The sequence below is a fragment of the Pseudomonas sp. MWU318 genome, from assembly GCF_016756945.1.
Classification (GTDB): Bacteria; Pseudomonadota; Gammaproteobacteria; order Pseudomonadales; family Pseudomonadaceae; genus Aquipseudomonas; species Aquipseudomonas putida_A.
Genome location: NZ_JAESJL010000001.1, coordinates 231,781 through 246,681, shown reverse-complemented (window position 1 = coordinate 246,681; position 14,901 = coordinate 231,781). Strand labels below are relative to the sequence as shown.

The following is a 14,901-nucleotide window of genomic DNA, read 5'->3' as shown; positions in this document are numbered from 1 at the left end:
CCTGTTATGCGGCAGCTTGATAAGTCATGCCGGCAGGCCGTGCCAAGCCATAGAATCAATCAGAACCGCCCCTTCCTCAGCTTCTCTGCAACCGGATGATCCTCTGCAATCTGCCGGGCCGCGTGAAGCGGGGAGGGAAGCCGAAGAAAACCATCCCACAATGGGGCATTCTTGCACCAGTATCCGGCCTGCAGCGCCACCTGGTCTTTGTTTGCAAAATTGCCTTCCTGGATCATCACAAACTCCGTCACTCCCAGCTGCTGCCACGAATCCTTGAGCTGCGACTGGGTGACGTCGTAACGGGTGTGGTAGCGGTGTGAACGCACCTTATTGAAGGTCTTGGAGTACGACGTGAAGTAATACACCAACTCCTGGTGTTCAGCTTGGTGGACACCGATTCGATTTCCTATATACATCGGCGCCAAAGGTGAAAGTGAGTGCACACCGGTCATTTGAGCTGTTTGGTTATCAGACCGCGTGCGAATCAACCAAGAGTTTTTCGGAACGGGAGGCAATCCTTGGCCTGCACCATCATTCATGCCTGGGTACAGCCGCTTCGCACCCGCGTTGATGTACACAATCAACGGGCTGTCGGCCACGGAGGTAGGCGCGAGGAGTGCTTGCCTGATCAGCAGTTTGGCAGCGTCCTGATCCAGCAACTTCGGGCTTGCATGGATGGCACAGAGCCCTTCGCTGTAGCTTTTCCATTGACCTGGCTGACTACCAGCACCATCAACGTAGACCTGTAGATACCGTGTATTGACCAAGGAGCGCGTGATCACGGGCAGGTAAGCGTTGGATTTGTGCAGGTAATCGACATAAATCGAAACGACGGTCGTATCGGCCGGGATGCCTGCTGTGCGCTCCAGAGGTAGCGGTACATAGCCAGTACCACGGGTGGCATCGATGAGGCTGTTGATGGCTGGGTAATCCACAGTCGGATCAGATTCCTCAGTCTTGGCTTTGCGCAGCCGACTCTTCAGGCCTGGAGCAATGCCCTTCGATGGCGTGGCTCCTTTGCCCTGATGTGGCAGGTGGAAGATGAACTGCGTGGAGATCCCATGTTGGGCGCAGAGTGCCCGCAACACATGCTTCGGATCATTTTCGTCCTTCGTGGCCACCTCGGGGGTTGTCTCGATAATCGCGGCGTCCGGCGACAGGTTGGTCAGCCGTGGCAACAATTCATGGGTAAACCAGTGCTGAATGTCCGTTGAGGTTGTCTTGGAAGTCAGTACCCGTTGCGCATCCTTGCACTGGATCTGCTGGAGTAGGATTTTAGGCTTGGGCTTTTCCTTGAACACGGGAGAAATAAATTCCAGGTTCTCGTAGGCCGTGTTAATGCGCATCATGATGTCCGTGTGCGCGGTCACTACAGCGATCCGAATTGGCCGCTCTGGTTCGTCTGACGGCTTGTCTCGCTGGGCGATGAGCCGGCCCACATAGCGGGTCAGCATGGGCTTGGCTGAGGACAGGGTCTTTTGAACGTGAAAGCTTGCCTGATCGAGGATGACCGTCCCGACACCACTGCCAATGGGCGAGGCAATCGGCGTGTGGGCATGAATCGGCCGGAGGGCCCCAGCCATTGAAATCTCATCGCCTCCCAGCGCCGGCAAGCTTCCTTCGCCCATGTGTTGGATGAGCTCGGCAGCAGGGCTGGTGTAGACGGTCTTAAAGTGGCCATCATCTGTTGGCAATGTGCGGATCTGGAACTTGGAAATTCCGCGAGCGGTTTTGATCCAGGTCGAGTGTGTGGTGTGCCGCCACTCGGGCAGGATATGGCTCAGGTGAACCGTGACGGACGCGTACTGACTGGGCACCCTGTGCAGCAACAGCAAATTCGTTGAAACGGAGTGCATGGCCACCGCGCGGCGATCGCCACGTTCGTAGAACAGCGGGTTGTCCCAGGCAAGCAAGGAGCCATCGCTGCAGACAGAGAGATTTAACGGGACGGAAGACTCCATCGGTTTGCTCGATAATTGCTGCGCGAGCATCCAGGGGACGACTTTGTATGCCACCGTTGATTGTCGTGGGTCGTGCATGACGTCAGATGCATGGATAGGAACTGGGCACTCTGGCACGAGCAGATCGAGGAAGTCCTGTTGGCCGGGCACTGCGTTACGCAGGATGTGCTGAGCCCATACGTTGATTGCCCGGTTCAGTTTGCCTGGGTCGATGGGCTTGAGTGACGCGATGGCTGGCGCTTCGTTGCTCTTGAGCAGTTGCGCGTTCACCCAGACCGGGCCGCCTGCCAGGTAACTGAGGATCTCTTCAAGTGACTCAGTGGGCAGATAGGGCTTGCCGAAATGATTGGTCAGCAATTGCCATCCATTCACGAAGTCCTGTGACGCGAGGTATTGCATGACGGGAGGAAGCTCGTCCGGGTCAAATCGGAACAGGTTAGTCCTCAGGGAAATCGTCATCAGGTAGCCCCTCTGTGTCTTGAGCGCCTGCAGTGGCTTGCGGGCCTGCCGCTTCGATGTAAAGCGTCATGGCTTCCACCAGGCCCGCATGGTGCGTTGAAAACTCGCTCCAGTGGCCATCCTGCTTGAGCTTCTCTATCGTCCGATTCAACAGCATTGCCCAAGTGTAGCGGCTGTCAAAGAACGCCGCGTCAGCCAGGTAGCAGGTCACGGGAGTGCCGCCGCGTCTGGCACGCCCGACAAGCTGGGTGAGTGTCACCAGCACGTTCATGATGGTGAAGAACCGTATAGCTTTGGGCTGGCTGTAAAAGTAGGGGGGAGCCAGCCGAATGCCATTGAGTATTCGGTTCGCCATGGCCCGCTCCTTCAGCAGTGCCTGCCCCGGGCTGGGGGACGCATGCACGCTTTCGCCAACGCTGTAGCAAAGGTGTGCAAGGTTGTTGTCTGGCTGATCGGAAGAGGGCAACGGTCGCACACAAACGACCACCCCACCCAAGGCGGACTTCCCGTCCCTGGTCACTATGTTGTGACCACGCGCCATTGGGTAGATGGAGCTGACCATCAATTGCACATCAGCATTGGGGCCATCGGCAAACTCCACGAGATCGTCATAAGTCAGCTTGTTTGCCAAGGGCAACCGCTCCTGTCGATCGGCTTTCTTGCCTCCCCGAATCCATGCGACCTTGCGCTGGCCCGCTGAAATATCGTAGAGCGTCGAGGCGAGTTGCTCTGCCTCGGCATCACTCCCCGTGACCAACAACAAGCGTGCTCGATGGCACGTGCTGTCATCTTGCTCCAATGCTGCTAAGCGACTGGTAAGCCATGGCCACAGTTCATAGGCCAGATCCCGGACATGAATGAGTCGAGAATCAAGCGATGCCCCCGATACATGCACTGAGACATTGACGTTTTCGAAGCGAATGTTCCCCTTGGCATCGGGTACGTCAATCAGCGTCTTTGCGTTCAAGTCGAAGCAGCTGGCGCCAGGGAAAAATGCCGTGGCACTGAAGCCAATAAAGGTGCGATTCACGCCGGCATGAATTTTCGATGTCAGGTTGGGCAGATATTGAAGCGTCCGGTGAGGGTCGCCGGACATCGCCACTACCTGGAGCGACCACGTGTCCCGTCCATCCTGCTTGCGTTTGAATCCGTAAACGACACGCTGGAGAGGGCCTAGCGGCGTAGGGCTGAAGGGTGCTGATCCTGAAAGATCCTGCTGCACCCTCAGTGCTGCGGCTACTTTAGCGCGCGCCAGCAAGGGGACATCTGCATACAGGGTGCGGAGACTGCTTTCAATAAAGTGCAAACTCGTCCTGATGACCAATGACGACCTGAGCCTTTCGAGTTTTTTGTCGTTCAGCCGCTGCCCCAGGTTTTTCCGCTTCGCCAGGGTGCTGAGCAGCGCGCCGATGTTGACGACTACCTCAACCGGGCTTGGCAGTGGGTCGTTGTGTGAGAAGGCTTGCAAGAGTTCCCGCAGCGGCGCCAGGTAGGGAGGGATAGCCTGCTCACCATATCCGCAGACGCCGTCGAGCGCCAATGGATCAACGCCCAGGTAATCAGCAATCATCTGATCTTCTGCCCGCTCCCACACGGTCTCGCGGTCAGGCCAAGTGAGATGCTTCAGAGCCAACTGGAGCAGCCGTGTGGTATGGAGAATCACTGCATTGCAGGCCCGTTGAGCACGGTACAGGGTAGACGCGTCGACGTCGGGAATGCTGTCTCGCCCAAAAATTTCCATATGAAGCTCAGCAAGGCTGCTGTGCTCGATGTGATTACTCAAAGGGAGTTCGAAGACGCTGGTATCGATCGCACTCAGCAGCAACCCATCGATCTCATCGACCATGAAGAGCGAGGCCGAACGGAGCAGCAGTTCGAGCAGGCTTCTCGACTCCCCGCCATCACCTTCTGTAGCGATGCGTGTGGTTCCGGAAATCAGGGCATGGTGGTTGACCACCACTATGTCGGCCGCCAAAGCTTGTTCGAGCATGGTGCGCTTGCCACACTGATTCAAAAACGGACAGCTACGAATCCGCTTGAACGTTTCCCGCCCCCGACGCTCGCCTGGTAGCTGCAGGTTGAAGCAAGGCTCCTCATCGCGCGGACTTACGCTCCCGTCAGTGGCGCAGGCATCGAGCAGGCATCGATAGTCGTAAGGATGATCCTCCCTAGCGCGGACAAAGTAGTAATCCCCCGCTTTGGCTATCCGGCGCTGGGAGTGCAGCGGGGCGATCTTCAGGTGAGGGGCCACGACACGTACCGAGCGCTTCAGGGCCTCAACCATGTTGCGTACGTCAGTCAGGTTGGGCACCGCGATCACCACGCGATGGCACTGCAGGGCTGTGTGGATGCCCATCAATTGCATCACAACAGTTTTCCCCGTCCCCGTCGGGGCATTGACCCGATAGAATTTCCCGGCATGGGCTTCTACGCAACCGTCGTTACGCACGATTGCATTTAAGGAGCTTCGGTGGCTTTGGTGCAGATGGTTCGCGGGCTCACATCCAGCTAGATCCAGTGCACTGGCTATCTCGTACAGCGAAGCCTTCTCCCAGGAGAACGTCGCGACATCCGAGGCCTCTACCAAGGGTAGACGGGTATCATTCAACACCAACCGGGAACGCTGCGCCTCGGAGATCACGAAAGTGCGGTAGCCATCAGAGTGTGTTTCCCGAAGGAGGATCTGTCCTTCAGTGGGCCATTTGGTGCATGACGGGGCAGTGGGCTCAGTCTTGATGGCGTAGAGTTTTTCCTCAATCAGACCGTCCAGGTCGAAGCCCACATGAAAATAGTAAACATCGGTCTCCTTGAGGCGAGGAGGGGCTTGCTGGTCACTCAAGCGATCAGCCGCTGCTACTCGAAACGGCGCACCACCACCGAAGATTATTCGCCCAGCCTCTTCAAGAAATCGCCCAGTCTGGTTCAGGTCAACAGGACGATACTGGATGAGCGTGATGATTTGGTCGCGCACTCTCTCAGAAGCACTGTCCCAACCGCTCCAAAGATGGGGGCGTCCCACCAGAAACACTTCGGCGTCAGCAAGGGTTGGCTCCTTGCTGATGTGCTTGATGGCCAACCCAAGCGCAAGGGCGGTGGCATTTTCAGTTAGCGTTGGCATAGTTTCTTCACCCAACGCAGGCACTGGGACTCAGACATGATCTGCCTGGGCAAGCACTGCTCATCAAGCGTGTGCAGGTATTGCGTCTGGTAGTCAGGGATGACGATGACCGTATCCGTTAGCGGAGTGCTGGCCAGGTGTTGCCCAAGGTTTTTGGTGGAATGCCATACCTTGGCATCCAGCGAGTAGGTTCGATCATCGAGGGTGAAACGCAGGTCAGCTTGATCAACGTCGGGCCACAGTTCGGCAGATACCCCCAGTCGACTGATGCCATCACGCAGACGCAGCTCCAGCAGCCCCGGAATCAAGGTAAATGTCCACAGAGGTGGGGTGAGTCGGTACTTGTTCTTGGCAGGGTGTGGTGGGATTACCTTCGCGGTTCTAACGCTCACCAAGTCGTCATCCATCCACTGAAAAATTCCGACCGCTTGTTCACACCAGTGCGCGCCACAGGACACAGCGTGGCGACGTATTTCCATTGGCCATCCACAACCTGGGCAAAGGTAGACCTGACCCAAACGGATCAGATGCTGAGGGATCGGCTCGTACAGCGAGTTGAAGCTGACTTGCAGCGGGATCAGAAAGTCGAGGCTTCGGTCAGCATCCACGACGCCATGCTCGATCAGAAACATCCGGAACAGCCGGTACTCATCATCCCCACGGGGTCGCGTTCTGCAGAGGTCGCGAACGTTCTTCACGATCTGTTGAACACGCTCCCAGCCCACACGAGGATTAGTCTCCAGCGCGATCGCATTGCACAGCATGGTGGGCTCATCGGCAAACTGCAGCGCGCCTTGGTACCCTTGCCTGAAACGGCTATCAAGCCATTGCTCAAGTGGCAGGCTTAGACAGGAGCGCAGGTCGGCGATCGTGCGGGGAGGGGATTCTGGCTCCAGCCACCAGAGCAATGCGCTGGCCTGGCGCAGAAGGTCGTGCCGCTCGGCGTGCTGATGGGCATCGAGTTGCGCAGCCTTCACGATCAGGCTAAGCAAACGTAGGGCGTTGCTTTCCACTGAGTCCATAAGCCCCCCTTGAATTGGAAGCATGCGTCCCTGCGGTGCATCGTGCTCGCACTTCTTACTACCTGATCAAGCAGGCTGGCTCAATATATCGGTAACTGCAAGACAGCCGGTCGGGTGCGGTTGAAGGGGTGGCCCCAGCGACCTAGCGCAAAGCCCATGATGCCTGACCTGCTGTGTCGGCTTGGCTTAATGTCGGGAAGGTAGGTTCCGATAAATGGCGAGGCAAGGGTGATGATGGCGATCAATTACCTCACCGCCGTCCCCAGAGCGAGGAAGCTTGTTGCTGTATGTTCGTCCGACGCCAGGGCGCTGCGTCGTCTTGGGCTAGCAGGATTTAATGCGATCGAGTCGAGTAGCCTTCACCAGGCTTTCGTGGCATATAGCAAGCACATTCAGGGAGGAATGGTTTTAGCCAGGATGACGCTGGGCATACCCTCTCCCTGCCACGGAATCAGGATGGGGGCAGCGCTGTGTACCTTTCGGCTTTGAATATCAAAAATTTCCGCCAGTTCGGCCATGACAACCATGCGCTGAACATCCAATTCAATGAGGGTGTGACTGCTCTCGTCGGTGAAAACGATGCAGGTAAAACTGCCGTTATCGATGCGATCCGGTACGTTTTGCAGACCCGGGATGCTGAGTACCTTCGATTGCAAATCGAGGACTTCCACATCGCCAACGATGGCACTCAGGCGGAGACCATCACCCTCAGATGCACCCTGGAAGGCCTAAGCGTGGCCGAACTCGGCGCGTTCGCTGAGTACGTAACGTACACAGGTGGCGTGGGGCGGCTGTACGTTCACTGGTCGGCTCGCCGAGTCGTTGCATCGGCCTCAACCCGCAAATGGGTCGATATCTCGGTTCGATCGGGTGAGAACGGAGAAGGCCCGGCTCTGGATGTGGGTGTACGGCAACTGTTAGCTACTGCATACCTGAAACCGCTGCGAGACGCTGAGCGGGAAATGTCCCCTGGCCGCAATTCCAGGCTGTCCCAGGTATTGAGCAGTTTCCCTAATATTGATGCGGGCAACTCGTTCGATTCGGCTGCACTCCCGGTCGACCTCTCTGACGCAGAAGCGCTCAGCATTGCCGGCATGGGCGATCTCCTGCGCCACCTTGTGAACCGTCACGGTGCCATCGTCTCTGCTCAGAAGGAGATCAACGAAACTTACCTTCGCCCACTATCCCTCGCTGGCCAACCCCTCACGAGTAGCATCGGCTTTGGGGAAGCCGGGACTGATCCAGCCAAGCTCAAGCAGATCCTGGAGCGATTGGAGTTGGGGCTGCTGGATCATGCCACTGGAGAGGCGCGAGGCATCTACGGGCTGGGATCAAACAATGTGTTGTTCATGGCCTGCGAATTACTGCTGCTCGGTAAGGAGCCCGACGGACTCCCGCTGCTCCTTATCGAAGAGCCAGAAGCCCACTTGCATCCGCAACGTCAGCTCCAATTGATGGAGTTTCTCGAAGCAGCGGCGAGGCCTTCGGCAGGCCTGAGGCCGGTTCAGGTCATCCTCACCACCCATAGCCCCAACCTGAGCTCGAAGATACCGTTGCAGAACTTAGTGCTGATGCAACGGCAACAGGCCTTCTCGCTCGCACAGAGTCAGACCTGCCTGGCGTCTGATGATTATCGCTTCCTCAGCCGCTTCCTGGACGTCACCAAGGCAGGGCTGTTCTTCGCAAAGGGCTTGCTTGTCGTAGAAGGCGATGCGGAAGCAATCTTGCTGCCTTCGCTTGCACGACGCTTGGGTAAGGATCTTACCAAGCACGGCGTATCGATCATCAATGTGGGCGGTGTAGGGCTGCGGCGCTACTCAAAAATCCTGCAACGCAAAGATGCGTCAAAAGGCGAGATCACTGTACCTACGGCATGCATCACCGACATGGACGTGATGCCGGACTGCGCGCCCGAGATTATGAGTCTGAAGGGGGTGAAGGGGTCGGTCTGGCCAGACAAAGCTGATCGGCGCTGGCGCGCCATGAAAGACTTTGGTAGCACACTGGCCGACCTTGAAAAAGGCCTCAAGGAGCATCGCGACAAGCGAACCGAGAGCGATGGGCAATGTGTACGCACGTTCGTTGCCGACCACTGGACGCTCGAATACGACTTGGCGTTCCAAGGCCTTTCGAAGGAAGTCCATAATGCCGGATACCTGGCCATCAATGAGGACAAGATCGATGAGGGTAAGGAAACCAAGGTCAGCCTGCTGAAAAAAGCAGACACGGCCTTCGCTAAAATCCAGTCCACCCATACCACCGAGGAAGCTCGGTGCTCCGCGATCTACAAGTTGTTCAAAAGAGCCTCCAAAGCGATTGCAGCACAGCACCTGATCGACCTGATTGACCAACGTTTCGAAGCCCGCACCCTGGATGCCATAACGCTGCGCGGGCTGCTGCCCACCTACGTTGTTCACGCAATCGAATATGCGACCGGGGGTTCAGCACTGGCCACGACCTCCAGTTCGGCTCACAGCGTGACCGTGCACACCGCACCGAATCCAGGATCGGCTGACCCGGTGGAGGAGGTCGCCAAATGACACTCAACCAACTGGTTGCCCCCATCACTGACGCCGATGTGGACTGGGTCGTACAGCTCATGGGGCTTGAGACGCTAGACGATCCTCGTCGAGATTTTCTGAAATCGATGGATACCGTTGATGTTGCGGCCTGTCCCGGGAGCGGTAAAACGACCTTGGTAGTGGCGAAGCTGGCGATTCTGGCACGCCATTGGAAGAGCCGTATGCAAGGAATCTGCGTGCTATCGCATACCAACGCAGCTCGAGAAGAGATCGAGAAACGGTTAGGCGGCACCGAGGTAGGGCAACGGCTGCTGCGTTTTCCTCACTACATCGACACCATCCATGGTTTCACCGGCAGATTCCTAGCCTCGCCATGGTTACGCTCGAAAGGGATCGCGTTGCAGGTCATTGACGATGAGGCCACACATAAAGCACGTCGAAGGGAGCTGACGTACCGCGAGCATTTAGGTGCACAAGCCGCTTTCGAGAAAAAATTCAAAAGTCTTCACAGCTTGCGGATCCGGTCTGCCGATTTCGACCAACCGCTCGGCGGTGAAGATATCGGTTTTGCGCCACACACGGCCACCTACAAGAGTGTGGTGAAATCGCTCAGTGGCGCAGCCAAGGCCGGTTACTTCTGCTTCGATGAGGTATTCGTCCTGGGCCACGCCTTACTCGATCAGGAGGCGGATGTGGGCGCCGCATTACGCCTGCGCTTCCCGTGCGTCTTGATCGATGAAATGCAGGACACCCAACCTGACCAGGCGGGCGTGCTGCAGCGTGTCTTTCCCCACGATGATCCAGATGTGCGGGTCATTCGCGTCGGCGATCCAAACCAGGAAATCTTCGAGAAGAAGACGCCACTGCAGAATCCGTTCCCTGATCCAGGCCGTCAGCTAGAGATCGCCAGCAGCTTCCGGTTTGATCAGGCCATTGCATCGATCGCCAACCCCTTTGCCTATGTCCCCATCACGAATGGTTTAGTAGGATTAAGGGCGTCGTGTACGCCAGACAGTATCCCCAACACGATCATCGTCTTCCCTGACGAAGATGCGACCCAGGTATTGGATGAGTTCGCAAAACTGGTGCTTAAGCATCTGCCGACGGAAACCCGCAAGACGGGTGTGTTCGCCATCGGCGCCGTACACCGGCTTGAAAACTTCAAAGCGAACCAGTACCCGAAGGCACTGGAGCATTACTGGCCTTCCTACCGGTCTGATACGACCAAGACATCGTTCAAGCCTCGCACCTTCGCTGAAGGTGCGCATATTGCGCGGCGTTTAGCGATGCGAGAACCCACAGCCGCTTCAGCCGTTGAGCTGCTGGCTTCCTGTCTGGTTAACCTCGGCGGATTAGCGTTTCCTAACAGCCAGGTGCAATTGAGAGGCCGTCAACAAGCCTCAATCGAAGAAAAACTCACGACCAAACCTGAAGCGTTCGCTCAATACCGCGAATGCATTCAGCAGATTCTGTTCGTGCCATCGGAGGTCACAGAGCAGGATTGGGTCAAGGTCATTTCACCCAAGCTCTTGCTGCTGGCAGCTGTGCTTCATGACGCCGAGGGTGTAGCAGCTGATCTTCAAGGCCACCAGTATCTCGATTGGGAGCCTCCCCCCGCAGCCACGGATGCTGGAGAAAGTGGCGGATCACTGATCAACACTTACCGATTCCAGGATGGCGCCGACGGCGTCGATATCCGGATGTCATCCATTCATTCAGAAAAGGGCAAAACCCACTCAGCGACGTTGATTTTGGAGACATTCAGGAAAACGCATTTCATTCAAAAGCTCATGCCGTGGCTTGAGGGCAAAGCAACGGCTGCCAAGAGACCCCAGGAAACCGCGAAGAAAGACATGATGCTGATGTACGTGGGGATGACTCGGCCGACTCACATGCTGTGCCTGGCCATACGGCAGAGCACCTTGGGGGAGGGCGCCGCTGGAGAGAAGCGCAGGTCGGCGCTCAAAAAAGCGGGGTGGTCGATTATGGAACTGACAGCTCTGGCTCCAGTGCCATAGCTACTCCGCTGATCCCTTACGCGGCGGCACAAAGGCCTTTCGCTATGAATGATTGAGAGCAGGCTGGTGAAATAGAGAAATGTATTAACCTCTGAGTCGCGATTGCCCTGTCAATTCAACGGAAGGGCAATCGCGGGATCAGTCAGGCGTTGCCGCCAACCACTCTCACGAACTCCTCCCTGGCATCCTTATCGAACAGAAATACCGCATGCTTATGGTACTCAGTCTGCGACATGACATAGTAGAGTAACTCTGACTTCTCGCCGTCGGATTTCTCGATGAGTTTCTGCAGAAGGGTGAGGCATTCTAGCTGTTTATGGGTAAGCGATTTCTTGGCTTCGGCCAGATCTGCAGCGCTCGTCTGGGCGATAAAAGTGAAGTAGTTTTTGAGCAAGCCGCTTATCACATCAGAAACCTGAACAGGCGGGAATTTCTTGGAGTCCACAAACTCGAATCTGCTGGAGGCCAGCACGCCGTCCAAAGCTGAGACCTTTTTAAAGCTCTTCTCGATCTCAAATTCATTGTCAAAAATATGGTGCGACGAAGCGAAGAGGCTAATGCTGTGTCGGTAGAATACCGACAAACCGTCGATGAGTTTGTAGGGCTCAGAGGTATACACCATGTCCAACGATTCGATGTTTCGACACAGATCGAAGAGTTTCGATAGGCTGATAGTGCGCGACAAGTCTTCCTTGCTCATCTTGCCACCAAGGCGAGCGGAGACCTGTCGATTTTTCTTCGCCACTTCGTTCAGTCGCTTGATGAAAGGTGCTGCATTCTTGGACGTTACGTTGGGATATCGATATTTTGAGAGTGCTGCTAGGAAGTCCCCCTTGTATTTGCACATGAGGTAATACAAGGCGTCCTTGTGGTAGTCCACATATTGCCGCCTCCCACCCGCCGGAGCGTAATTCAACATGCCGTGCTTATCGGCATGGTCGCAGCAGTCATCGATGATGTCGACCAGTGACCAATACTCCATGTTCAGATTCATGTAGTGGAGGTAGTAGTCAGAATCAAGCAGCCATTTTAGAACCTGAGTGACTTTCGCCGATTTGAGATTGTCGAGAAAGCCCCCCTTTGCCACTTGCTTGAATTTGAGCTCAGTTGCAGTGGGTGGCAGTTGGAGTGAGTCAATCAGCTCCTGACAATTACTGGTTGCCTGGGCACCCTTGCAAGCGATGCCGGCCAGCACAAAGCAAGGGGAGGGGTTTTCGTGAGAGTCCGTATTGAAACGGCCATTCGTCAAATATAGAGAACGGATGTTATTCGACTCGTCATAGTAAAACGTGTAACTCATTTGCCGCTCCTTTCAGTTTTGCTTCCACGACAGGAATCACTTCAAACGAAATCTCGCAAGTGGCCCCCGTTTCAGTCATCGATGAAGTACGAGTCAACAGTGATCTGGGGGGCGGGCACGCTACCTGCCGATCTAAAGAGTTTGCGGGTTTGCTGCCCTTGGGATCATCGCCATGCGAAGATGTCAAAATGCCATGCACCTACCTCGCTTGCAAGCGCCGGAGGCTGTAAGAGTGATTTTTGGAGGGGGACGTGGGGAATTGCTAGACACGTCGTCACCGTACCGAGAACGTCTTCAAGGAAGTAACGATTGTCGATCTCGAGAGAGGGGAGCACTTGGCACAGTGCATGGACACTGTGCTGGGCAAGCAACCGATCACTGAAGGTCTAAGACCTGTTTCCTGAATACCCCTAGACTAGCTACCCAATTACGCGAAATCGCGTGAAGGTTATAGGCCAGATTTCGGCAGCACTCTGGTGTGAAGAATGTCGGCGTATCCTCACGAGTATTCACATACTCAAGGATGTTGCCATGGCAGAGGTTGTGCCGCACTCGGACTATTTCGACGTTCTGGCGTGTTGGTAGATTCGATTCGAAATCCTGCTCACCTGGAAACGCTAAACCGTCGATTGAAATGCCATTGGCTCTAGCTTGACGCAGCAGCGAGTTACTCAGCAGCGCGATATCGTCAACGTTGGTGACCGGAGCAGGAGCTTTCACTTGTGCCATCGTGTTGCGTAGTGACGCCTCGATTGCAGTAAGAAATCCCGCGCATGCTGGAAGGTAGAGCTCGTGCTTCAAGGCATCATAGGCCTGAATGAAAAGCCAATGATTCTCTGCACCCAATGAATGCAGGTGCCAATGGTCGCGTTCGTCGAAGGCCCCACACTGATTTCGCAGAAAATGCTCAAGATCGTTGCCTGGAAGATCACGGTGGTCATTCACAATGTTTACCTCATCACAGCAGCTAGGAGCCTCGTAGAGCTCCTGGGCTCCACGACGGTCGTGAAGTCTACACCCGCAGATAGCAACAGGACGTCATAGGGTTTTTGGGTTAGAGACCCATTGCAACACCTCATCGACACCTGAGCGATTACCCTGCGCACGCAGGGTCTTACCGATCGCGAATGGAGCTTCCTCTCTACAGCGCTCTGCAAATTGGACGAAATTCTTATCTGCGGAGATGAAGACGTCCGCGTCAACCAAGTGTGCCGCCAGTCGAGCGTCACCAGGCGTGCCAGTGGTTATCTTGTGCCAAGCCTGGAGAAACTCAAAAGACCCTCGCAGCCACTGCCGCGGAACCGCTACTGGATCGAGCTCATGAAGCCATAGCCGATTCATCGACTCAGGCGATGAAAGCATGGCGGCAACATCAATCTCGGAATCCAGCCATTCACTCACCGCACTTTCGTGTATACGGAGTTCCGTCTTGAACATATGCAGGCTAGGTACACGCCAGTACTGTACGGGGGCACCTGACCAGCCTGGAGTACCGGTTTCTGGGATATATCCGACTTTCTGCAAGTGGTGATGGCTAGCAGGTTTGATTTTCTCCATTCGCTTTCTGATAGCGAATGCCTGTTCAACCGCCAGGCGCTTTTCTTCGTCCCGTCGAACGCTTTCGTTTGTTTCAACGGACTCTATCTCCCGGCGCGCACGATCCCAGAAACCACCATTGCGTCTTACCCAGTCATACCTGAGACGATTGAACTCCGCCATCTTCGGCTCGGCAATGGCCCACTCAGGGCGTAGCCTCATTATCTCTGCCTTGATCTCGGCGCATTCGCTGAACACCTCAGGCATCAGTCGCTTCCAGTCTTTTTTTGTAAGCAACTGAATCAGCCTGCGGCGTCCGACAGGCTCTGACATCTCTTGCACTTCATCTACCACAGCGGGAGAAACGACGATCTCCACGCCTGCCGCCCGGGCGCGCATAGCCAGTTCGTTGCCCGCGTCCTCATTCGCTATGTAGCTCCAGATGTTCGTGTCCAAAAAAAACCGCATCAATGCTGCCTCAATCAAAGAAAGTTGTGAACGTACTACGCTGTGAACACCCTCAGATTCTGGATTAGTACACGTCAAACATCCATCGCGATGCAGAGTTTGTGACACGGCACGCCAGAGCCTCCCGTGAGCGAACGGATGATATGATCAGCATCCTCTGATGGTCTTTCCACGCAGCTCGAGTTGTGCCTGCGAACATTGTTGATCGCCGCACGCCGTGCATACCTTCCTGTTACTTTCTCGCTGCCTTGCAAGGTAAATCTAGGAACAAGGAGCATGCCGTTTGGTAAGCGCGGGGCGTGCGACGGAAGAGACATTCTCTGGACGCTGATAGCATCAGAGCCTGGGCGATTGCTCATGGATGGAGGCCAAGTGCGGCAGATGAGCGTGCAACGCTGGCGGCCAAGACCGTCGCACTGAAAACCACATCTAAATTGATTGATCGACTCAATGCTGCTGAAACTACCTATGCCAACTGGCTAGATGCTGCAGAGTAA

8 protein-coding genes are annotated in these 14,901 nt (G+C 55.7%); 2 read left to right on the top strand and 6 right to left on the bottom strand.

Annotated features, from left to right (window positions below; all coding sequences use genetic code 11):
* Positions 1 to 59: 59 nt before the first annotated feature.
* From JN524_RS01015 to JN524_RS01005, 3 genes are read right to left on the bottom strand one after another with little or no spacing between them, the layout of a single operon-like run.
* On the bottom strand, positions 60 to 2,420 hold the full coding sequence (locus JN524_RS01015) for an RNaseH domain-containing protein (RefSeq protein WP_202368151.1): 2,361 nt from the start codon (positions 2,418 to 2,420) through the stop codon (positions 60 to 62).
* Positions 2,398 to 5,538: a hypothetical protein gene (locus JN524_RS01010; protein ID WP_202368150.1), complete on the bottom strand. Its 3,141-nt coding sequence runs from the start codon at positions 5,536 to 5,538 to the stop codon at positions 2,398 to 2,400. Before JN524_RS01010 ends, JN524_RS01015 begins: the two co-directional genes overlap by 23 nt.
* The gene (locus JN524_RS01005; RefSeq protein ID WP_202368149.1) at positions 5,526 to 6,560 is read right to left on the bottom strand and encodes a restriction endonuclease-related protein; all 1,035 of its coding nucleotides are present in this window, start codon (positions 6,558 to 6,560) and stop codon (positions 5,526 to 5,528) included. The genes JN524_RS01010 and JN524_RS01005 overlap by 13 nt, the downstream gene beginning before the upstream one ends.
* 470 nt (positions 6,561 to 7,030) lie before the next feature.
* Between JN524_RS01005 and JN524_RS01000 the strand changes: the two genes are divergently transcribed.
* Both JN524_RS01000 and JN524_RS00995 read left to right on the top strand, forming a co-directional pair.
* A complete protein-coding gene (locus JN524_RS01000; protein ID WP_202368148.1) occupies positions 7,031 to 9,100 on the top strand; it encodes an AAA family ATPase in 2,070 nt (689 codons plus the stop codon).
* Positions 9,097 to 11,100 (top strand): UvrD-helicase domain-containing protein, encoded by a 2,004-nt coding sequence (locus JN524_RS00995; protein ID WP_202368147.1) that lies wholly within the window; start codon positions 9,097 to 9,099, stop codon positions 11,098 to 11,100. Before JN524_RS01000 ends, JN524_RS00995 begins: the two co-directional genes overlap by 4 nt.
* 142 nt (positions 11,101 to 11,242) lie before the next feature.
* Here JN524_RS00995 and JN524_RS00990 read toward each other — a convergent pair whose 3' ends face one another.
* The 3 genes from JN524_RS00990 to JN524_RS00980 form a co-directional block, all read right to left on the bottom strand.
* On the bottom strand, positions 11,243 to 12,400 hold the full coding sequence (locus JN524_RS00990; protein ID WP_202368146.1) for a DUF3800 domain-containing protein: 1,158 nt from the start codon (positions 12,398 to 12,400) through the stop codon (positions 11,243 to 11,245).
* Positions 12,401 to 12,775: 375 nt separating this feature from the next.
* Positions 12,776 to 13,345: a hypothetical protein gene (locus JN524_RS00985; RefSeq protein WP_202368145.1), complete on the bottom strand. Its 570-nt coding sequence runs from the start codon at positions 13,343 to 13,345 to the stop codon at positions 12,776 to 12,778.
* Between the two features lie 93 nt (positions 13,346 to 13,438).
* Positions 13,439 to 14,404, bottom strand: a complete 966-nt coding sequence (locus tag JN524_RS00980) for a PIN domain-containing protein (protein WP_202368144.1) — start codon at positions 14,402 to 14,404, stop codon at positions 13,439 to 13,441.
* Positions 14,405 to 14,901 lie beyond the last annotated feature (497 nt).